The sequence below is a fragment of the Bradyrhizobium sp. 33ap4 genome (assembly GCF_032654765.1).
GTDB classification, from domain to species: Bacteria; Pseudomonadota; Alphaproteobacteria; order Rhizobiales; family Xanthobacteraceae; genus Bradyrhizobium; species Bradyrhizobium australafricanum.
Window position 1 is genome coordinate 1 of record NZ_JAUMTJ010000006.1, and the last position, 19,278, is coordinate 19,278.

Annotated in this window: 21 protein-coding genes and 1 tRNA gene; 7 read left to right on the forward strand and 15 right to left on the reverse strand. The window is 63.7% G+C overall.

Annotated elements, in window-relative coordinates; genetic code table 11:
- Positions 1 to 102: 102 nt before the first annotated feature.
- The 3 genes from Q2M23_RS06115 to Q2M23_RS06125 form a co-directional block, all read right to left on the reverse strand.
- Positions 103 to 1,278 (reverse strand): saccharopine dehydrogenase family protein, encoded by a 1,176-nt coding sequence (locus Q2M23_RS06115; RefSeq protein ID WP_316394974.1) that lies wholly within the window; start codon positions 1,276 to 1,278, stop codon positions 103 to 105.
- Between the two features lie 65 nt (positions 1,279 to 1,343).
- A complete protein-coding gene (locus Q2M23_RS06120) occupies positions 1,344 to 2,126 on the reverse strand; it encodes a DUF169 domain-containing protein (RefSeq protein ID WP_146985629.1) in 783 nt (260 codons plus the stop codon).
- Positions 2,127 to 2,212: 86 nt separating this feature from the next.
- Positions 2,213 to 3,007 (reverse strand): YdcF family protein, encoded by a 795-nt coding sequence (locus Q2M23_RS06125; protein ID WP_316394975.1) that lies wholly within the window; start codon positions 3,005 to 3,007, stop codon positions 2,213 to 2,215.
- A 66-nt stretch (positions 3,008 to 3,073) separates the two neighbouring features.
- Here Q2M23_RS06125 and Q2M23_RS06130 point away from each other — a divergent pair, with 66 nt between their 5' ends.
- From Q2M23_RS06130 to Q2M23_RS06145, 4 genes are all read left to right on the forward strand, one after another.
- Positions 3,074 to 4,015: an acetamidase/formamidase family protein gene (locus Q2M23_RS06130; RefSeq protein WP_057020673.1), complete on the forward strand. Its 942-nt coding sequence runs from the start codon at positions 3,074 to 3,076 to the stop codon at positions 4,013 to 4,015.
- Positions 4,016 to 4,210: 195 nt separating this feature from the next.
- The gene (locus tag Q2M23_RS06135; RefSeq protein ID WP_168855930.1) at positions 4,211 to 6,037 is read left to right on the forward strand and encodes an AMP-binding protein; all 1,827 of its coding nucleotides are present in this window, start codon (positions 4,211 to 4,213) and stop codon (positions 6,035 to 6,037) included.
- Between the two features lie 174 nt (positions 6,038 to 6,211).
- Positions 6,212 to 6,412 carry a hypothetical protein gene (locus tag Q2M23_RS06140; protein WP_016844973.1) on the forward strand — a complete coding sequence of 67 codons (201 nt, stop codon included), beginning with the start codon at positions 6,212 to 6,214 and terminating at the stop codon, positions 6,410 to 6,412.
- A 107-nt stretch (positions 6,413 to 6,519) separates the two neighbouring features.
- Positions 6,520 to 6,987 (forward strand): GcrA family cell cycle regulator, encoded by a 468-nt coding sequence (locus Q2M23_RS06145; RefSeq protein WP_141341067.1) that lies wholly within the window; start codon positions 6,520 to 6,522, stop codon positions 6,985 to 6,987.
- 42 nt (positions 6,988 to 7,029) lie between these two features.
- Here Q2M23_RS06145 and Q2M23_RS06150 read toward each other — a convergent pair whose 3' ends face one another.
- The 4 genes from Q2M23_RS06150 to Q2M23_RS06165 all read right to left on the reverse strand — a co-directional run bounded on the left by Q2M23_RS06150 (position 7,030) and on the right by Q2M23_RS06165 (position 10,632).
- Positions 7,030 to 7,992, reverse strand: coding sequence for an SDR family oxidoreductase (locus tag Q2M23_RS06150; protein ID WP_057020676.1), 963 nt, complete (start codon positions 7,990 to 7,992; stop codon positions 7,030 to 7,032).
- A 185-nt stretch (positions 7,993 to 8,177) separates the two neighbouring features.
- Positions 8,178 to 8,516 carry a hypothetical protein gene (locus Q2M23_RS06155; protein ID WP_229190287.1) on the reverse strand — a complete coding sequence of 113 codons (339 nt, stop codon included), beginning with the start codon at positions 8,514 to 8,516 and terminating at the stop codon, positions 8,178 to 8,180.
- A 24-nt stretch (positions 8,517 to 8,540) separates the two neighbouring features.
- Positions 8,541 to 8,753, reverse strand: a complete 213-nt coding sequence (locus tag Q2M23_RS06160) for a hypothetical protein (protein ID WP_018271906.1) — start codon at positions 8,751 to 8,753, stop codon at positions 8,541 to 8,543.
- 346 nt (positions 8,754 to 9,099) lie between these two features.
- The gene (locus Q2M23_RS06165; RefSeq protein ID WP_057020678.1) at positions 9,100 to 10,632 is read right to left on the reverse strand and encodes a porin; all 1,533 of its coding nucleotides are present in this window, start codon (positions 10,630 to 10,632) and stop codon (positions 9,100 to 9,102) included.
- Between the two features lie 454 nt (positions 10,633 to 11,086).
- Between Q2M23_RS06165 and Q2M23_RS06170 the strand changes: the two genes are divergently transcribed.
- Positions 11,087 to 11,599, forward strand: coding sequence for a MarR family winged helix-turn-helix transcriptional regulator (locus Q2M23_RS06170; protein ID WP_316394976.1), 513 nt, complete (start codon positions 11,087 to 11,089; stop codon positions 11,597 to 11,599).
- Between the two features lie 837 nt (positions 11,600 to 12,436).
- Here the strand turns inward: Q2M23_RS06170 and Q2M23_RS06175 are convergent.
- The 7 genes from Q2M23_RS06175 to Q2M23_RS06205 form a co-directional block, all read right to left on the reverse strand.
- A tRNA-Pro gene (locus Q2M23_RS06175) sits at positions 12,437 to 12,514 on the reverse strand.
- Between the two features lie 111 nt (positions 12,515 to 12,625).
- On the reverse strand, positions 12,626 to 13,219 hold the full coding sequence (locus Q2M23_RS06180) for a MerR family transcriptional regulator (RefSeq protein WP_018271909.1): 594 nt from the start codon (positions 13,217 to 13,219) through the stop codon (positions 12,626 to 12,628).
- Between the two features lie 127 nt (positions 13,220 to 13,346).
- Positions 13,347 to 13,682: an integration host factor subunit alpha gene (locus Q2M23_RS06185; RefSeq protein WP_035631661.1), complete on the reverse strand. Its 336-nt coding sequence runs from the start codon at positions 13,680 to 13,682 to the stop codon at positions 13,347 to 13,349.
- Positions 13,683 to 13,812: 130 nt separating this feature from the next.
- Entirely contained in the window at positions 13,813 to 14,790 is a 978-nt protein-coding gene (locus Q2M23_RS06190; protein WP_057020717.1) for a beta-ketoacyl-ACP synthase III, read from the reverse strand.
- Positions 14,787 to 15,848: a phosphate acyltransferase PlsX gene (gene plsX, locus Q2M23_RS06195; RefSeq protein WP_076834353.1), complete on the reverse strand. Its 1,062-nt coding sequence runs from the start codon at positions 15,846 to 15,848 to the stop codon at positions 14,787 to 14,789. Before plsX ends, Q2M23_RS06190 begins: the two co-directional genes overlap by 4 nt.
- A gap of 309 nt (positions 15,849 to 16,157) precedes the next feature.
- Positions 16,158 to 16,751: a DUF177 domain-containing protein gene (locus tag Q2M23_RS06200; protein WP_316394977.1), complete on the reverse strand. Its 594-nt coding sequence runs from the start codon at positions 16,749 to 16,751 to the stop codon at positions 16,158 to 16,160.
- On the reverse strand, positions 16,748 to 17,299 hold the full coding sequence (locus Q2M23_RS06205) for a ubiquinol-cytochrome C chaperone family protein (protein WP_076834357.1): 552 nt from the start codon (positions 17,297 to 17,299) through the stop codon (positions 16,748 to 16,750). Before Q2M23_RS06205 ends, Q2M23_RS06200 begins: the two co-directional genes overlap by 4 nt.
- A gap of 138 nt (positions 17,300 to 17,437) precedes the next feature.
- Here Q2M23_RS06205 and Q2M23_RS06210 point away from each other — a divergent pair, with 138 nt between their 5' ends.
- Complete coding sequence (locus tag Q2M23_RS06210) at positions 17,438 to 17,914, forward strand: outer membrane protein assembly factor BamE (protein ID WP_076834359.1); 477 nt, start codon at positions 17,438 to 17,440, stop codon at positions 17,912 to 17,914.
- Positions 17,915 to 18,068: 154 nt separating this feature from the next.
- Positions 18,069 to 19,076, forward strand: coding sequence for a Bug family tripartite tricarboxylate transporter substrate binding protein (locus Q2M23_RS06215; protein WP_057020720.1), 1,008 nt, complete (start codon positions 18,069 to 18,071; stop codon positions 19,074 to 19,076).
- Between the two features lie 42 nt (positions 19,077 to 19,118).
- Here Q2M23_RS06215 and Q2M23_RS06220 read toward each other — a convergent pair whose 3' ends face one another.
- Positions 19,119 to 19,274 carry a hypothetical protein gene (locus Q2M23_RS06220; protein WP_167350400.1) on the reverse strand — a complete coding sequence of 52 codons (156 nt, stop codon included), beginning with the start codon at positions 19,272 to 19,274 and terminating at the stop codon, positions 19,119 to 19,121.
- Positions 19,275 to 19,278: the final 4 nt, after the last annotated feature.

The following is a 19,278-nucleotide window of genomic DNA, read 5'->3' on the forward strand; positions in this document are numbered from 1 at the left end:
ACCAGAAAAGACCGATTTGCCTCGGTCCTGCCGAGCATGCACCGCGACACAGTGAATCATTCCCCGGACACCCCTGCCGCAAGCGGGGCGAGGTAAGCGAAGCTACTTCTCGACCTCGAAGGTCAGCCCGGCGTGATCGATCAGGCGCCTGATGAGCTTGTGCCGCATCGCGGCTCCCGGCGTCCAGAAGCCGGCGGCGACGTCGGGTGTATCGCGCAGCAGGCAGATCGCGCATTCCGAGATCATCTTCGAGGTCGAGCCGTAGCCGGGATCGCGATCGCCCTTGATGCCGGCGCGGACCATGCGGCCGTCAGGCGCGACCGCGAGATAAAGCAGATCGTAGCGGCCGTTCTCGCGCTCCTCCTTTGACGGCCCCTCGCCCGGCTTCGGCGCGCTTGGGCCGGTCTTCTCGGAATTCAACGCCATGACCTTCTTGGCGTTGGCCTCGCCCTTCTCGCCCGGGCCAGTCAGGACCATCTCGTCGTAGACGAAGTCCCGTCCGTAGGGAAAGCCCATCAGCATGTTGGAGCGGTGCACGTTGCGCGTGTTGATCAGCGCCATCATGAACGGCGCGGTCCAGGAGTGCAAATCCTCCTCATAGGCCGGCTTGCTGCCGCGCGGCTGCTTCGGACCCTCGAAGCCCGGCGTCAGCGCGAAAGGGTTGTTGAGGATCGCAACCAGGCTGAGGTCCTTGGCGACCGCATCGAAGGTCGCCTTGGCGCTCGCCGCGGTGCCGCCGGACAGCGTGCCGCGCATGTCGCGCACGCGGCCCTTGATGCGCGGCGCCGGCGCGCCGAATACGCGCCTCGCTTCCTCCTGCACGAAGAACGCGCCCAGTTCGAACGGCACCGAGTCGAAACCGCAGGAGAACACGATGCGCGCACCGCTGGCCTTCGCGGCGGCTTCGTATTTGTCGATCATCTGCCGCATCCAGATCGGCTCGCCGCAGAGATCGAAATAGTCGGTGCCGCTTTCCACGCAGGCCGCGATCAGCTCGTTGCCATAGAGCTGATACGGTCCGACGGTCGAGATGACAGACCTGGTTTGCGCTAGCATCGCCTTCAGCGAGGCGGCATCGCCGGCATCGGCGACGATCAGCGGCGTGTCGGCGGGCGCGCCGATCGCGTCGCGTACCGAGGCGAGCTTGTCCTTGCTGCGCCCGGCCATCGCCCATGTCAGGCTACTGTTGCGATAATGCGCCGCGAGATATTCGGCGACAAGCTGGCCGGTGAAGCCGGTCGCACCATAGACGACGATGTCGAGTTTCGACGAGGACATGCATCAGGCTCCCTGCGCAGCGAATGGGCGCCCTTTTGTCATCGCGGGCGCGGCAACGCAATGCGCTATTTCTTGTACGAGACGCCCATGCCGGCGCGCACGTCGGCCTGGATGCCATAGGGCGCGATCGGGTAGCGCAAACCGTTCTTGGCGAGCTGCTTCATGCCGGCGATCGCCTTCACCAGATAGGCCGGCGGCAGCGCCATCAGCATCTCCTCGTCGGGCACGCCGCCATAGCGGCGCTCGGCGAAGCATGGCAGCGACAGGCTCGGCTCGCCGGTCTTCAGCGCCCGCCCCCACGAATCCGCGCAGGCGGTTTCGCCGACCACGCCCCACTCGAACTTCTTGTAGCCGGTATACTGAAGCCCGTTGATCAGGATGATCATCTGTCCCGGCGTCGCATAGACGAGGCAGATGTCGGGCGGGTTGAGCCGTCCGCTGGTCAGCGGGCTCACCGCCATCGCCTGGTACTGGCCGTAAGGCACCACGTCGAGCGCCTCCTGGCGCTTGCGCGCGTCTTCGGCGGTGCCATGCCAGACGCCGACATAGTTCTCGCCGGCAAGCCACTTCTCGTCCTGCGGTGCGAGCCCGATCACGGCGCGGCATTGCGCGCCGACCAGATCGTCGCCGGTAATGCCGACGGTCCAGCCGAGCCGCGAGGCCATGCTGACGATCTGGTCCGTGGTGTGGACCGCCGATGGACGGCGGATCTTCGGGATCGCCTCCATCTCCTCGACCCGCGCGAACATCTTGATGCCGATGACCGTGGTCTTCAGCCGCAGCAGGTTGTTCAGGTCGGCGACGATTGCGCCGAGGTCGAACTGTTCCGGCGGTGTCTGCTGTTGCATGGCGAAAACTCCCGTGATCGGCGGCTTGGCGCCGCCTGTTGATTTGATGTTAGGATTGGCCGTTGGAGGCGACAAGTGCCTACGCCTCAACGTGCAGCCGGTCCCGGCAACAAATCGTCGGTCTTGCCGGCCAGATGATAGGCCAAAAGCCCGATCCACTCCCGCGCGCCGAGATCAGTGCGCGACAGGCCGTCGATCGCAAGCGTCGCGAAGCTGAAGACATCGCCGACGCGCCAATCGACCGGATAGGCCTCGACATTGAATCCCGCCTTGCGGAACAGCCCGACCGAGCGCGGCATATGGTAGGCCGAGGTGACGAGCAGCCAACGCTCGCCCGGCTTGGGATCGACCAGCGCCCTGGAGAATTCGGCGTTCTCCACCGTGTTGCGCGAGCGGCGCTCGATGATCAATCGCGACCTGGCAATGCCGAGCCCCTCGAACATCTCGGCGGCATAGTCGGCTTCGCGCGCATCGTTCGAGATCAGGTTCGCGCTGCCGCCGGTGAACACAAGGCGCGCGTTCGGATATCTGCGCGCGAGCGCCGCCGCCGCGATGACGCGATCGGCCGCGCTGCGCACCACCGGCGTGCCATGCGCAACCGACAGATCGGCATCGATCGAGCCGCCGAGCACGATGATGCCGTCCGGCACGCCGCGCGAGGCGTCCCATGGCGGGAAGCGCTGCTCCAAAATGGAGATCAGGACATCGCCGAGCGGCGAGAAGCCACAGATCGCGAGCAGCAGCAGCGCGGTCACCATCAACCTGCGGCCGAGGCGCGCAAACCGCGTCAACAGCAGCACGGTGCCGATCACGCCGATACCGATCAGGAAGTTGATCGGCAGCAGCACGATGCCGAGCGTCTTGGAGAGCACAAAAAACAAGAGAAGCCCCTGCGAAGTTCTGCTACAGCGTCATACGCTGCTGGGAAACCAATCAAAAGCCGTCACATGACCCATCACCATCTGAAGTCGAGCCCTGAAACCTGCCATTGGGGCTTCTTTGAAGCCAAGCTGAAACCGGTTCTGACCGTTGCGAGCGGCGACGAGATCACGATCGAAACCGTCAGCGGCGGCCCGGACGTGGTGCCCGACCGCGGCAAATTCTTCGTTCCGCCGGAGCTCGACGAGATCCATGCGAAGTGCGAGCGGATGGTACCCGGACACATTCTGACCGGCCCGATCGCGGTTGCCGGCGCCGAACCCGGCGACGTGCTCGAGGTCGATATTCTCGACGTTCAGCTGCGACAGGACTGGGGTTACAATCTGATCAAGCCATTGTCCGGCACCCTGCCCGACGATTTCCACGAAACACGCGTCCTCAACATCCCGCTCGATCGCGGGCGCATGGTCGGCCGTATGCCCTGGGGGCTCGATCTGCCGCTCAAGCCGTTCTTCGGCGTGATGGGCGTGTCGCCGCCGCCGGCCTGGGGCCGGATCTCCTCGCTGATCCCGCGCGCGATGGGCGGCAATCTCGACAACAAGGAGCTCGGCGCCGGCGCCAAGCTCTATCTGCCGGTGTTCGTTCCGGGCGCGCTGTTCTCCTGCGGCGACGGCCATGGCGTGCAGGGCGACGGCGAGGTCTGCGTCACCGCGATCGAGACCGCGCTGACCGGCCGCTTCCGCCTCACATTGCGCAAGGATATCAAGCTCGCCTATCCGCGCGCAGAGACCGCGGATCATTACATGACCATGGCGATGGATCCCGATCTCGACCAGTGCGTGGTGCGGGCGCTGCGCGACATGATCGTGCTGCTCGGCGAGAAGCGCAATCTGTCGCGCGAGGACGCCTACACGCTGTGCAGCCTGGCCGCCGACCTGCGCGTGACGCAGACGGTCAACGGCTCCAAGGGCATCCACTGCATGATCGCCAAATCGGTGGTCCACGGGTAACCACGCACGTCATTCCGGAGCGATGCGCAGCATCGAATCCGGAATCTCGAGACTCCCCGGTGCGCAATTCGCGCACCTGAGGTTCGGCTCGGCGAGCCGCCCCGGAATGACTGAGTGCTATGGCCGCACTTGTGTTCCGCGAGCACGGCTCGATACAATCCCCGTCCCAACGAACAAGAATGGACGGGGACGGATATGCTGAAGGACAGGCTTTCGCCGGCCGACGAGGCTGCGCGCGACAGGGAAATGCAGGAGACGCTCGCGGCATGCCCGCGCATCCTCGACCTCATTGCCCGCGGCCCGCAGGGCGCTCCGGACGCTGAAGCCGCGATCTATCTGCGCTCGCCGCTCGATCCCAACCCGGTCGTGATCTCGAACGATCACTTGATGGGCTGCATCAAGGCCGCTGAAACCTATTTCCGTAAGCACGGCATCGGCAAGGACGACGCGGTGGCTGTCCTGCTCCCGGCGTGCCCCGCGACCGTCGTCGCGATCTTCGGCGCAGCCGCCTGCGGCGTCGCCGAGCCGCTCAATTTGCTGTTCACGCGCGAAGCGATCGTCGCCCAGCTCAATGCGATCCACGCGAAGCTGTTGCTGGCGCCGCCGCCGGGCATGCCAGGCGGGCTCTATGAGAGGGTCGAGGGCCTGCAGCGCGAGGTACCTTCCCTGAAGCACATTGTGATCGTGCCGCTCGACGGCAGCATCGCCTTCGACGGTGAGGTGCTGCGGCCTGATCCCGCCTGGCGCGACGACTACGGCAAGTCCAAGGACATGAGCGAGGCCGACCGCGTCGCCGTGATGCTCCCGACCGGCGGCACTACCGGCCATCCCAAGGTGGCGCGGCTCACCAACCGCGCGATGGTCGCCTCCACCGTATCCTCGCGGATGGCGCTCGATTTCCATCGCGGCGAGCGCGCGATGATCACGATGCCGCTGTTCCATGTCGGCGGCCTTTTCTGCACCACGGCCAATTCCCTGGCGGCCGGCACGACGATGGTCATCCCCGGTCCCGCCGGCGCGCGCGATCCGGCGCTGGTCCGGCACTTCTGGCAGATCATCGAGCAGTACCGCATCAACATCGCCGGCAACGTGCCGACGATACTTGGCGCCCTCGCCGATATCCCGGTCGCGGACAGCGACATCTCGACCCTGCGCGTCACCGCCACCGGCGCCTCGATCTGCCCGCCGGAGATCGAGCGGCGTTATCTTGCGACCTGGGGCGGCCCCTGCATCCAGCAGCTCTACGGCATGACCGAACTCGCCGGTGCCATCACTCACGATGTGCACGGTGTGAAGCCGCGCGCCGAGAGCGTCGGCACCCGCAATCCGCTGGTCGAACTCGCGATCCTCGACGGCGGCAAGCTCCACACGGGACCGTGGCCTTCGCCGGTCGGCGAACTGCTGACCAGGGGCCCGCAGGTGTTCGCCGGCTATGTCGACAAGAAGCAGACCGAGGAGGCGTTCCGCGACGGTTGGCTGCGCACCGGCGACATCTGCCGGATCGATGCCGACGGCTTCGTCTACATCATGGGCCGCGCCAAGGACGTCATCATCCGCGGCGGCCACAACATCGATCCGCGCGCGATCGAGGACGCCGCGCTGGCGTTTCCGGGCGTGGCGCTTGCCGCGGCCGTCGGACGTCCCGACACCTACGCCGGCGAAGTGCCGATGCTGTTCGTCTCGGCGCAGCCCGGCACCCATATCGATCCGAACGCGCTCGCCGCCTTCGTGCAGGACAACATCCTGGAGCCGCCGGCGCGCCCGCGCGTGGTGTCGGTGATTCCGGAGATGCCGGTGACTCCGGTCGGCAAGATCTTCAAGCCGAAGCTGCGCGAGATCGCCGCCGGCGAGGCCGCGCGCGAGTTGCTGGCGCTGGAAGGATTGTCCGGCGAGGTCACTGTCGACGCGATCACCGACCCGTCGCGCGGACTGTACCTGAGGGTGAGCGCGCCTCCGGACAAGGCCGAGAAGGCTGAGCGGCTTCTCAAGAAGTTCCCGGTCAAGGTCGAGTTACGGCCCTAACACCTTCATCTACCTCAATAATTCGATGACACCCGCGCGCTGGAACTCGCTTCCAGCGCGCTTGGACGCGGCTGGCTGTTTCTTGCCGCCCACGGCTTGACGAACCGCCTTATTCCTAAATAGACTCTAAATAGATACTTTTCAGTACAGGCGTTCGGGGTTAAGCGTTTCACCATGGCTACGGAAAAGGCCGAAACCGACCGCGTCCCGGTCACGCTGGCGCTCTCGACCATCGGATACCTCGAGAAGCTGGTGAGACAGGGCACCCACGGCACGAGCGTCCCGGGCGTCGCACGGACATTGATCGAGGAAGGCATTCGGCTCGCCATCAAGGACGGGTTGCTTGCAATCCGCGACAACGGCCGCACGCCCTGAGAGCATGATCCGGAAAAGTGGAAACCGGTTTTCCGAACAGATCATGCTCAAGAACTAAGGGCGCGTGTGCCGGCGCGGCGGTTCAACACAGAACGTGGAACCGTCAGATGATTGCCATCCAAGAGACCTGGACGCCGGAGCGCGTCGACCAACTCAAGATCTACTTTGAAGCCGGCCTCTCCTGCCGCGACATCGCCGTCAATATCGGCGTCAGCCGCAATGCGGTGATCGGCAAGCTGTCGCGGCTGAACCTCACACGCACGACGCCGGACGAACGTCGGGCGCGGCGCAAGAAATCCGCCGCCCACGCCGCGCAACGGGCGACTGCCAAGCAGCAGCTCCGGTTGCTCCAGGCGGTCTACGAGCAGGAGCCCGACGACGCCCCGATCGTCAGCGCCAACAGCTGCTCGCTGCTCGAGCTGAGCGAGCAGCGCTGCCGCTGGCCGATCAGCACCCCGGGCGCCGATGATTTCTGCTTCTGCGGCAACACACCGCTCGGCGGGATGCCCTATTGCTCAGGGCATTACCGCCTCGCCTATCAAGCGGGATCGCGCCAACGCGCGATGCGCGGATAGCGCTTGAGTGAAGCCGTCCCGCACGCGATGCGGGACGGCCGTTCAGCCGACCTTCCACCCGGTCGCTGCCACGAGGTCCTGATAAAACTCCGGCGTGTAGGCCTGTTCCGGCGTCTTGCGCACGCGCTCGTCGAGCAGATGCGCATCGTCGCCGACCAGGATGCGCCAGCGTTCGGCTTTCACACCGTCGAGAATGATCTTGGCGGCGGCCGCGGCCGAAGTCGGTGCCTCGTCGTGGAAGATGCGGGCACGATCGAGCGCGAGCTGCTGGATGTCGGCGTCCGACATCTTGGCGACGTCGATCCCCTGCCCCTGCAGACGCTGACGGGCCTGCTTGAGCTCGTCGGCGTTGAGCTGGTCGGAGCCGTTCTGGACCTTGCGCGAGTTCGACACGATCGAGGTGCCGATGTGACCGGGCATCACGACCGAGCACTTCACATGCGGCGCGTTGAGCCGGAGATCATTGATCATCGCCTCGGTGAATCCCTTCACGGCAAATTTCGCCGCGCTGTAGGCGGTGTGCGACACGCCCATGCCGACCGAGGCCCAGAAGCCGTTGACGCTCGAGGTGTTGACGATGTGCGCCTCGTCGGCCTTCACCAACAGCGGCAGGAAGGTGCGGACGCCGAGATAGACGCCGCCCCAGCAGATGTTGAAGGTGCGCTCCCACTGCTCGCGCGTGTTGGAGAACAGGCTGCCACCGCCACCGATTCCGGCGTTGTTGAACAGCAGGTGGATCTTGTCGGTCGCCTGCTGCTCGATCAGCTCGTCGCGGAAGCGCTTGTAGTGATCCTCGATCGAGACGTCGGCAACGTGCGTCGTGATGCGCAGGCCCTGCGGCAGCTTCTCGACCTCGCACAGCCGCTTGGTCTCGGCCATCGCCTCGGCCGAGACGTCGCACATCGCGACATTGCAGCCCTCGGCAACGAGCTGCCGTGCCAGCTCGCGCCCCATGCCCGTGCCGCCACCGGTGATGACGGCAATCTTTCCGGCGAAATCCTTCATGTGAGATCCGTTCCTTCCCTTATTTTTCTTGCCCTGTTCTTCTTTGTTTCGGCCGGAGCGCGGATCGCAGCCCCAACCGCTTGGCTGCGGCACCTTACATCACCGAATTGTCGCCCAGCAACGGCGCCGCCTCACGCGCAAGTGAGCCGCCTGCAGCGGGTTGAGACGGTGGCCGCGTAACGAAATCATTCCGCGTTGCGAACAATCCGACATCGACAATCGGAGACCATGATCGTGCACATCCTGAACAGATTGGTCGCGACAACGCTGATGGCGATCGCGGCCGAAATTTCCACCGCGGCCGCAGCTGCCGAGGTAAAACCAGCGAAGCAGCGCGACAGCACCTGCACAGATGAACTACGTTGATCGCAATCGGCGCACAGCGCAGCGCGCGGCGTGGCACAGCGTGCGATCGTCATGGGCGAAGCTCTGACAATGCTGCGATCACGTCGCTCGAATTCGAATGCTTGTTCACGAAGCGTGAGACTCACGCGATGATCGCGCGCATCCTGGCCGCAGGCCAAGCCGCGTCATGACGCGGCCCCGTGCTATTCGGCTGTCTCGATGCGCACGGACGCGCGCCGCCGCAGGACGCCGGCACCCGCGCTCAGGGCCAGCTTGAGCAGGCCGCGCCAGGAGAAATCGATGATTACCTCATGGTGCCGCAATCCCTTGCCGCCCTTCACCAGCCCGAGATCCCGGATCAGGCAATAGTGGCCGCTGCTCATGCGCGCCAGGCGGCTGTTCTTGAAGCGTCCCATCAATGGCGAGAATGCACTGCGGATCGATTCCGTCAAATCTTGACGGCATCGAATCGGCAAGGCGACGGCTGGGCCTTGAATCAAAAACCTCCGGCAGGGCATTGCCGGAGGTTTGGGAGGCTTAGCAGCTAGCTAAGAGCCATCATTCAATGTGTTGGCCGTTGCGTATATAGTTTAGTAGATCAGGTAAGTAAATAAGTCTGCGGCGAATGAATCGCATGGCTCGTCTTCGTCGTTCGCGTGGACCGAATTGACGCAGCGCAGCTCTCCTTAGAATCTTTCGCAAAGAAAAACCCCGGCAGTTGCCTGCCGGGGTTCTGTTGGATCGTGATCAGATCAACCGGAATTACCAGTTGCGCTGAGCGCGGAAGAGCATCTGGACAGTGTCCTGATCCTTCAGCTCGTAGGTCGCGGTCGGCTTGCCGATAGCAGTCGACGACGTCGTGATGATACCGGCATACTTCTGATCGAGGTGCGAGTAGGTCACGTCGGCCGAGAAGGTCAGGTTCTTGACCGGGGTCCAACGGGTGATCACGCCGATCTGCGCGATGTTGTAGTCGGGGTTGCAGGCGGTCACGCCAGCGCCGCCAGCGAATGCGGCACGGAACGAACCACCGACGCCACCAACGCCGCAGATGAGCGACTTAGCCGCGTCGTTGTACGAAACAGCGGCGAACGCACCGTACAAGCTGGTGTTCCAGTAGGGATCCCAGTTGTGGGTGTACGCACCGCGCATACCCCAGGTCTTGATGGACTGCTGCTGACCGCCGGGGCCGAACACCGTGTCGGGTGCCGTACCGAAGCCAACGCTGCCATAGACGCCCGGCAGGCTCGAACCGCCGAAGATGGCGATCGCGCCAGCCTGGCTGGCCAGTTCCTGGATGTTGTAACGGGTCGCACCGTCGGTGTAGACGCCCTGGATGTTGATGGTGTCACCGGGTCCGGTCGGGATGTTCTTGATCGACAGGGCCAACGCACCAGCCCAACCCCACTTGTCGTCGGGATGACCGGTCAACTCGGTGCCGCCATAGTAGGCAGCGTGGTTGTCATGCGCGGCGACCGACGCCTGGAAGATACCCCAAGCCTGGTCGACCTTGAGCGAAGCGACGAAGTCCGGAGCGATCGTGCCGGCGTAATCGCTGGAGCCGTAAGCACCACCGACGCCGAGGTTGTTCACGCCAGCCTGCATGTAGGCAACCTGGTCCTGCGCCGACAGAGCGAGCGACACGCCGTTGCCGAACTGCGCGGTGTAGGTGAACTGGTTGATGCCGTTGGTGGTGTTCACGCCACCGACGAGTGCGTCGTAGTTGTTGCCCGGATAACCGTTCCAGGGGGCAGCGAACTGCGAAACCGCCTTACCCATCGTGAAGCCGGCGAACTGGATGAAGGCGTAGTAGACGCCGACCGTACCGGCAGCCACGTTGCCCGAACCGGCGTTGTTCGGCGCGGAAGACGAGCCGATCGCCGAGTACACGGTCGAGCCGTTGCCCTGGCCGGCATAGGTGTCGGAGGTCCAGGTGAACACCGCATCGAAATAGGTGCGGACCACGCCGTATTCGGTCGCGGTGCGCGTATCGATGTTGAAGTCTTCACGCGAACGCCAGGTGTAGCCGTTCGTGAAACGGTTGTTGGCACCGCTGGCGCCGTTGTAGTTCGCGCCGTACACGCTGTTGCCGTTCACCACGACGTCAGCACGCACATAGCCGCCCAGCTTGATGCAGGTGTCGGTTCCGGGGATGTAGTAGAAGCCCGGACCGTAAAGCGAGCAAACCTTCACGTACTCGACCGCTTTGGCCTTGACGGGAAGATCGGCCGCCTGTGCCCCGCCGACCGCGACCAGCGCAGCCGTCGAGCCCAGGATAAGGCTCTTCAAATTCATATTAAACCTCCAAGTTGCTCATATGCGGAGAGTCCGAGGCCGCGAGCGCCCCGTGATCCTCCCGCATTGTCCAAGACCGTTTTCCCCAAACCCCGCACCCTCAGATCAATCTGTGGTGTGCGACGGACTTGAACGATCACCGCAACGGGACGATCGAGATTCCCCTACCGCCGGGTTCAATATGCATTGGCGAGTTCGCCAATCAAAATAGTTTATAAAGTCAGGAATGCGAATGCGGCCACACTGTGTCTCGCCGGCAACGCTGCCTGTAAGCCCTTTGCCTACCTGAGAAAACTTGTCACATCCCAAATAGTCCAACCGTCACACGACCATCATAATTACTTTACGTTCACTTGCGTTCGTTGGCGGCTTGCGGGAAAAAACCTACTGCAGCGCGGAAAACAAGAAATAAATCAGCACAAAGCTGAGTCGGCGCCCGAGGGAAGAGGAAGCTGTGTCAGTGACAAGGAAGGATTCGACGCGCCAGCGCGCCATCGAACATCTCGACATCATCAAGCGGTTCACGCTCGAGATTTCGGCCATCAACTCGCATCTGGAGCGCGTCCGTCAGTTCTGGGGCAAGTCGCTTGGCGTCAGCGGTCCGCAATGGATGATTCTCATCGCGATCTCGGATCTCGACAAGGATGACGGCGTACCGATCAACGTGGTGTCGAAGCTGCTGCACGTCGATCCGTCGTTCGTGACCACGCAGTCCAAGCTGCTCGAGCAGAAGGAGCTGCTGCGGCGCGCGCCCTCCCCGGCCGATGCGCGAGTGGTCCGGCTGTCGCTGACCGACAAGACCAAAAAGCACCTCGCGGGCCTCGCCGAACAGCACAAGGCGTTCAAGAAAACCGTTTTCGAGGAGTTCAGCGAGCCGGAGCTGGCCGAGTTCACGGCCAAGCTTTCGATGCTCACCAACCGCCTCGAAAAGGCCTGCCTGATTGTTTCGATGGAAGCCGAGGCCTGAGGCGACCGGCTCTGCAGCGGACGGGACGACTGGCAACCGGCACGATCGCGCCGCTCACCTCGCGAAGCGTTGGAAGCGGAGACTTATCGGTGTCCGCGCCCCGGCGACTGGAACGCCAGGAAGGCGAGAACGCTCAGCAGCGCAGCCCAGACCAGAAAGTGTTCAGCAATCATGTTGGCCCCCCATTTGCCCCTCAATGGAAAGCATGAAACGGGCCAAGCCGCGGTCGATCCGTGAACGGGCTATGGAAAAGGAGCCCCGGCGCTGAAGGCCGGGGCCCCGAAAAACTTACAGTGTAACTATCTGGACCTGGTCGAGCTGCCTCCGGTCATACCGCTGCCCGACCCCGTCGTCTGACCAGGGGCGTAGCCAGAGGCCCCTGGGCTCCCGGCTTTCGATCCTCGTGCCTGCATCTCGTGCCCGGGTGCATAGCCCGAAGCGCCGTGACTGCCTTTCTTGGAGCCCTTCTTTTGCATCTCTTGTCCAGGTGATTTGCTCGAAACGCCCTGTGCAAAAGCAACCGGGGCGGAAGCCATCAGGCATGCCGCGGAAAGGACGATGATTGCGTGCTTCATTTTGTCCTCCAAAATGCGCCCCGCAACTAACCGCCTGAAATCAGTGGCGTTCCATGAACGATTGTTCATCGACAACGACAGCCGCCGATGCGATCGGCTTGGTGCTGCCTCTTCAACGAGCGTTTGCTCGATATTAACGACAGCGTGTTGGCTTCCGCGCTCAGCTTTCCGCGACGGGCGAACAGCATTGGCAACCAATCGCAAGCCGACGGCGAGCGATGCGCGCCCGCTTCAAGCCACACCGAACGAATTTTGAGAAAAATGGTCGGAGCGAGAGGATTTGAACCTCCGACCCCTAGTCTCCCAGACTAGTGCGCTAACCGGGCTGCGCCACGCTCCGATGCCGTTCCATTAGCTGCGATCCTGCGTTCGCGCAAGGCGGGGCAGGCTCTCAAAGACTGTATTCCGAGGCCGGTTCCCTTGGCAGGTTTCCTCGGCAGGCTTCCTTGCCTCAGCCGTCCTTCATCGCCGCGTCGATCATCTGTCGGCAGGCGACCAGCTCCTGCAGCACGCGTTCGAGCCGCTCCCGATCGACTGACGGAACGGAGGGACGAACCGGCGGCGCGGCGGGCGCCTTGCCCGGCTGGGCGTGCGCCTTGTAGGTCGACAGGATCGGATCCTCGTCGGGATCGACGAATCGGTAGTCGATCCCCTTCTCGTCGCCATCACCCTCCTCGCCGTCGAAATCGAGGCCGTCGCTGCTCTCGAGGTCGTCGGGCTCGGCCATGCTGTTGCCGACGGCTTCCTCGACCGCGCCGAACGAGACCGCCGCGGTCTGGTCGGCGATGCCCTGCACCGATTTGATGCCGTGCTCCTTCAGGATCCGCTGCACACCGCGGATGGTGTAGCCCTCGCCGTACAGCAGCCGGCGGATGCCCTTGAGCAGGTCGACGTCGTCGGGGCGATAATAGCGGCGTCCGCCGCTGCGCTTCATCGGCTTGATCTGCGCGAAGCGCGTTTCCCAGAATCTCAGCACATGCTGGGGAATATCGAGTTCATCAGCGACCTCGCTGATGGTACGGAACGCATCCGGCGCCTTGTCCAAATGCCCGCTCCTTTGAGCTCAATGCCTGGAGCCTTTCCGTTCCGATTGAATCGGAACGGGGCTCCGGATTCTAGGTTTGCCGCGCTTTCTTCACGCGAACCGGGTATCCACTTCGCTTGAAAACGCTCTAGTCGGCCTTGCTGCCGTCGCCATTGGTGACGACATGGCCATTGATCCGCTGCTTCAGGATCGCCGACGGCTTGAACACCATCACCCGCCGCGGCGAAATCGGCACCTCGGTGCCGGTCTTCGGATTACGGCCGATACGCTGGCCCTTCTTGCGCACCATGAAGGAGCCGAATGAGGACAGCTTCACTGTCTCGCCCTTTTCCAGGCAATCGGTGATCTCCTTCAGCACCAACTCGACAAATGCCGACGATTCCGTGCGCGACAGACCCACCTTTTGGTAGACCGCCTCACACAAATCGACGCGCGTAACTGTTTTTCCGGTTCCCGTGGTCATCGCCTGCCCCGCACTCTCGGCGAACAATTTCTTGACTGAAATTAAAAGCTTAGCGCGCAATGGTCAACAGTGACCAGCGCCCAGGCGCAGGAAAGATACCGGCAACCTGTCGATACTGTTTGGCGATACGCTACCAGCGCACGAGCGCCGAGCCCCAGGTGAAGCCGCCGCCCATCGCCTCGAACAGCACCAGATCGCCCTTCTTGACGCGCCCGTCCTTCACGGCGACCGACAGCGCGAGCGGGATCGAGGCCGCCGACGTGTTGCCGTGCTTGTCGACCGTCAGGACCACCTTCTGCGGCGCAATATGGAGCTTGTGCGCCGACGCATCGATGATTCGCTTGTTGGCCTGGTGCGGGATGAACCAGGTGATGTCCTCGGCGGTAAAGCCGGTGGCGTTGAAGGCGTCGACGATCACGTCGGTGATCATGCCGACGGCGTGCTTGAACACCTCGCGGCCCTCCATCCGGAGATACCCGACCGTCCTGGTCGAGCCGGGCCCGCCATCGACGAACAGCTTCGCCTTGTGGCGGCCGTCGGAGCGCAGATGCGTCGTCAACACGCCGGGGTCGCTGGTGGTGCCGGAATGCTGCTGCGCCTCCAGCACGACCGCGCCGGCGCCGTCGCCGAACAGCACGCAGGTGCCGCGGTCGTTCCAGTCGAGGATGCGTGAGAAGGTCTCGGCACCGATCACCAGCGCCCGCTTGTGGGTGCCGGCGCGCAGGAAATTATCGGCGGTGGCCAGCGCGAAGACGAAGCCGGAGCAGACCGCCTGCAGGTCGAAGGCGACGCCATGGTTGATGCCGAGCCCGTGCTGGACGGCGACCGCGGTGGCGGGAAAGGTGTTGTCGGGCGTCGAGGTCGCGAGCACGATCAGGTCGATCGACTGCGCATCGACTTGCGCGTGGGCGAGCGCGGCCTGCGCCGCCTTGATCGCCAGATGCGAGGTGAATTCGTCGTCGGCCGCGATGTGGCGCTCGCTGATGCCGGTGCGCTGCACGATCCAGTCATCCGACGTGTCGATCCGGGTGGCCAGTTCGGCATTGGTCAAAACCCGCTCCGGCAAATATGAGCCGCAGCCGAGCACTACCGAACGTATAGCAGTCACGAGACAGCCTCCTGCGCGGTCTGCGCCTGCACCAGCGCACTGCCGTCGCGATTAAGCATCTGATTGATCTTGGTGAGGAGATCGAAGTGGGCCATCTCATAGCCAACATCCACCGCATAGGCAAAGCCTTCCGCGTTGGTGCCGCCATGGCTCTTGACCACGACGCCCTTCAGGCCGAGCAGCAGGCCGCCATTCGACTTGTTGGGATCGAGCTTGTCGCGCAGCTTCTGGAACGCGCCGCGGGCCAGCAAATAGCCGATCCGCGCTAGCCAGCTAGATGACATGGCCTCGCGCAGCAGCGTGAACATCTGGCGCGCGGTTCCTTCGGCGGCCTTGAGCGCAATGTTGCCGCTGAAACCTTCCGACACGATGACGTCGGCGAGGCCCTTGCCGATCGCGTCGCCCTCGACGAAGCCGATATAGTTGAACTGCGTCGAGTTCATCGCACGCAGCATCTCCGCCGCCTCGCGGATTTCCCCGTGCCCCTTCATCTCCTCGGACCCGATGTTGAGCAGGCCGACGGTCGGCCGTTCGAGGTTGAACAGCACGCTCGCCATGGCGCTGCCCATCACCGCCAGCGTCGCCAGATGGCGGGCGTCGCCGCCGATCGTGGCGCCGAGGTCGAGCACGACAGAGTCGCCGCGCAGCGTCGGCCACACCGCCGCAAGCGCCGGGCGGTCGACACCGGGGAGCGTCCGCAGATTGAGGCTGCCCATCGCCATCAGCGCGCCGCTGTTGCCGGCGGAGACCGCAACGTCGGCCTCGCCATGCTTCACGGCGTCGATCGCGAGCCACATCGAAGACGCCCTTCGGGTCCGCCGCAGCGCCTGGCTCGGCTTCTCATCGTTCTTCACGGCGACGTCGGTATGGATCACTTTCGATACCGCCTTCAGTGCCGGATGCTTGGCGAGCTCCGGCTCGATCTGGGCCCGGTCCCCGACCAGCAGGAATTCGCTGTCGGGATGACGGCTTAACGAGATCGCGGCGCCGGGAATGACGACGGAAGCGCCGACATCGCCCCCCATGGCGTCAAGCGCTATTCGAACCTTTTGAGGCATGAACGTCCCGGAAGCCTGCTTTCCCGCAGCCTTCAGACGAAGACCGCGAGCTTGAAGTCACCGCCGTCAACGGCGCGCGGCGAAACACCAACTCGCGTCCCGGCCGGGCCGCGACAATAGCGTGTCCTCGGTCCGACACAACCTCTTGACCGCAAATGAGGCAGCTGCCGAACCGTCACGCAACACATCGGAGCATACCAGAAATACATTGTATTTCAATGTATTGTGACACGTATTTGAAGTAACTAGGAACACCGCTCGCGCAAGCTTGCAGGCAAGCCATCCCCGCAAATGTGGCGCCAGGCGCCCTCAACTTCCCTTGGGCTTCTTGCCGTCCGGCTTTTCCTTCAACGCCTTCAGCGCCGCGAAAGGATGATTTTCCGGGTCAGGCGCTTCAGCCTTCTGTTCAAAGACCGCATCCACCTTGCGCGGATACGGGTCTATGCCGAGAAACAGCGCATCGGTGGCAAGCCGGCCGATATCGATGAAGCCGCCGACGATCGGCTCCGGCGGGTCCGGCGTTTCCTCATCGCTGTCGTCGGCGTCGTCGACCAGGTCGGCCATTTGCGGGATCTGCTCGGGCGGCGCGAACACCACATCGATCGGCTCATCGATCTCGTTCTCGATCGGATCGAGCGTCACCACGCAGGTCTGCCCGACCCTGGCCTTAACTCTGCCGGTGACGTGGTAGCTGCCGTCGCGTTTGGGCTGCAGGTCGAACTCTGCACGCGCGGAGACGAGCTCCCTCAACTCGGCAACTTCGGCCATCGCCTTGCGGGCCGCCTCGTCGGCCGCGATCTCGCGATGCAGGCCGGTCTCCGGAATCTGCGCGACATTGACGAGAACCCGCCAGGGGTCGCGGTCGCGCCGTGCATCGGGCTGCCCTGTGCTGCCGCCGCTCATGCCGCCGTCCCCGCAGGCTGTGGTGCCGGAAAACGCCAGGTACCCTTGGCCAACGCCGCGAGATCGGCGCGCGCCAGCTCTTTGATCGCCTCCTTGGCGTAGGCGGCGAGCTCGCGGGCCTTGTCGATGTTCTGACCGTTGAGGATGTTCTTGCAGAACGACTCGGCCAAGGCTGCCTCGCTGTCGGTCAGCGCCAGATCATAGGCCGCGGTGCGGCCGTAGAAGGCTTCACCGAACGCCTGCATGCGCTTCGGCACCGTGAGGTCGCCGACGCCCATTTCGCGCAGATTGTCGTCCATATCGATGCAGAAATGATCAAACAGGGCCTGGGACAGCGCGACGCCGCCCTCGACGGATTTCAGTCGCCGCAGCACCAGCCACAGATGCATCAGAAGCAGGTCAAAACGGCCATTAACCGTGTCCGGAACGCCCAAGTCACGGTAAAACAACGGTTCTCGCGCCTGCGTCACGATCATGCCATAGATGGTCTCAATGGTGCTGCGCGCGGGCACCCGGGGTCTTCTGAAGTGATTGAACGGCCAAAGCATGACGGGTTCCGGCTGCCGGTCCCCCAAAGGGTCGCCTGTTGAGAGGTCGCCCATTGGAGCTCGGCATGATTGCAATCCATTGAGCTGCCCGGTACGTCAATGCCTCGGCCGATGCAAGGGGACGGATCAGTTCCGCCGATGAACCACATTCTTTCACGACAGTCTCGCGCCGCTTCCGCGCGCGGGTTCTTTTCGCGTCTCCGCGCCGTCGCGGCGATTGGCCTCGTCTGCGCCGCACTCGGCGGCTGCGCCGGGGAACAATTCCAGAAGGGCTACATCCTGCCCGAGGGGGCGCTCGAGCAGATCCCGATCGGCGCGAGCCAGGACCAGGTGCTCATCGTGCTCGGCACGCCCTCGACGGTCGCAACGCTGGACGGCGAGGTGTTTTATTACATCTCGCAACGGACCTCCCGCCCGGTCGCCTTCATGAATCAGCGGGTGATCGACCAGCGCGTGATCGCGGTCTATTTCGACAAGAACCGGCAGGTGCGCCGACTGGCCAATTACGGCCTGAAGGACGGCAAGATCTTCGACTTCGTCAGCCGGTCCACGCCGACGTCGGGCCAGGAAATGTCCTACCTGACACCGCTCTTCAAGCTGCTGAGCTTCAACTAGAGCGTTTTCGAGCGAAGTGGGCTCCGGTTCGCGTGAGACAACGCGTCAAGCCGGAGTCCAGAGCATAAGCCGCTGCGCCAAGTTGTCGCTTGCCCGAGGGGCAAGCGGTCCCCTAGTTTGCTCGCAAACAAGAGCCTGAGCAGGGGGTAAACGCATGACAGCCAAGAGATTTTCCCGTCGTACGGTATTGTCGGGCACGGCCGCATTGACGGCCGCGGCGATCCTGCCGCGCGCGAGCCTCGGCGCCGGTGACTGGCGGCCGACCGAGACCGTCCGCATCATCGTGCCGGCGGCGGCCGGCGGCTCGACCGACGTGATGGGGCGGCTGCTCGCGGCGCATTTGCAGCCGCTCTGGGGCCAGTCGGTGGTGGTGGAGAATCGCTCCGGCGCCGGCGGCACCATCGGCACATCCGAGGTCACACGCGCCAAGGGCGACGGCCACACCATCCTGATAGGCAATCCCGGCCCCAACGCGATCGCCTACAGCATCTTCCGCAACCTGACCTACAAGGCCGACCAGTTGCAGCCGGTCTCCAACATGATCCGGATTCCGAACATCGTGTCGGCGCATCCGTCGACCGGTCTCAAGTCGATCCCCGAATTGATCGCCTTTCTGAAGAAGAATCCGGACAAGCTCACCTACGGCTCGTCCGGCACCGGACAAAGCCCTCACCTCACCGGTGCCTGGTTCCTGCAGCTCACCGGGTTGAAGATGACGCACGTGCCGTTCCGCGGCGCCGGTCCCGCATTGCAGGCCGGGCTCGCCGGCGACATCCAGATCCTGTTCGACAATCTCTATCCGTCGCTGCCGCAGGTGCAGGACGGCAAGCTCAACGGCCTCTGTGTCACCACGCCGGAGCGTAGCGATTCCGCACCGAACCTGCCGACGATGCGCGAGGGCGCGCCGGAACTGGCAAAGTTCGACGTCTCGTCCTGGTTCGGCGTGTTCCTGCCGAAGACCGCGCCCGCCCCGGTGCTCGACGAGTTGAACCGCCAAGTCAAGGCGATGCTGGAGCGCGACGACGTCAAGAAGAACATCGCCGGCATGGGCGCGCGCGCCGACTACGGCACGCCCCAGCAATTCTCCGATTTCGTCGATGCCGAGACGAAGAAGTTCGCGGCGATCATCGAGAAGGAAGGCTTGCAGATGGAGGTCAAGTAACAGCCGCCGTCACGACGTTTCCTGAGCACGTTGCGGCCAACGCTACGAAGACTTGTTGATCTTCTTGACCTTGGCGTCGGTCGCTTCAATCGACATCGCCAGTTCCATGATCGCCTTCGAGAGCAGCTCGATGGCCTCCTTCTGATCCTGCGATTTGGAGGCGCGGAGCGCGTAGTTCCGTGCGGATGAGAGCGACATCGAT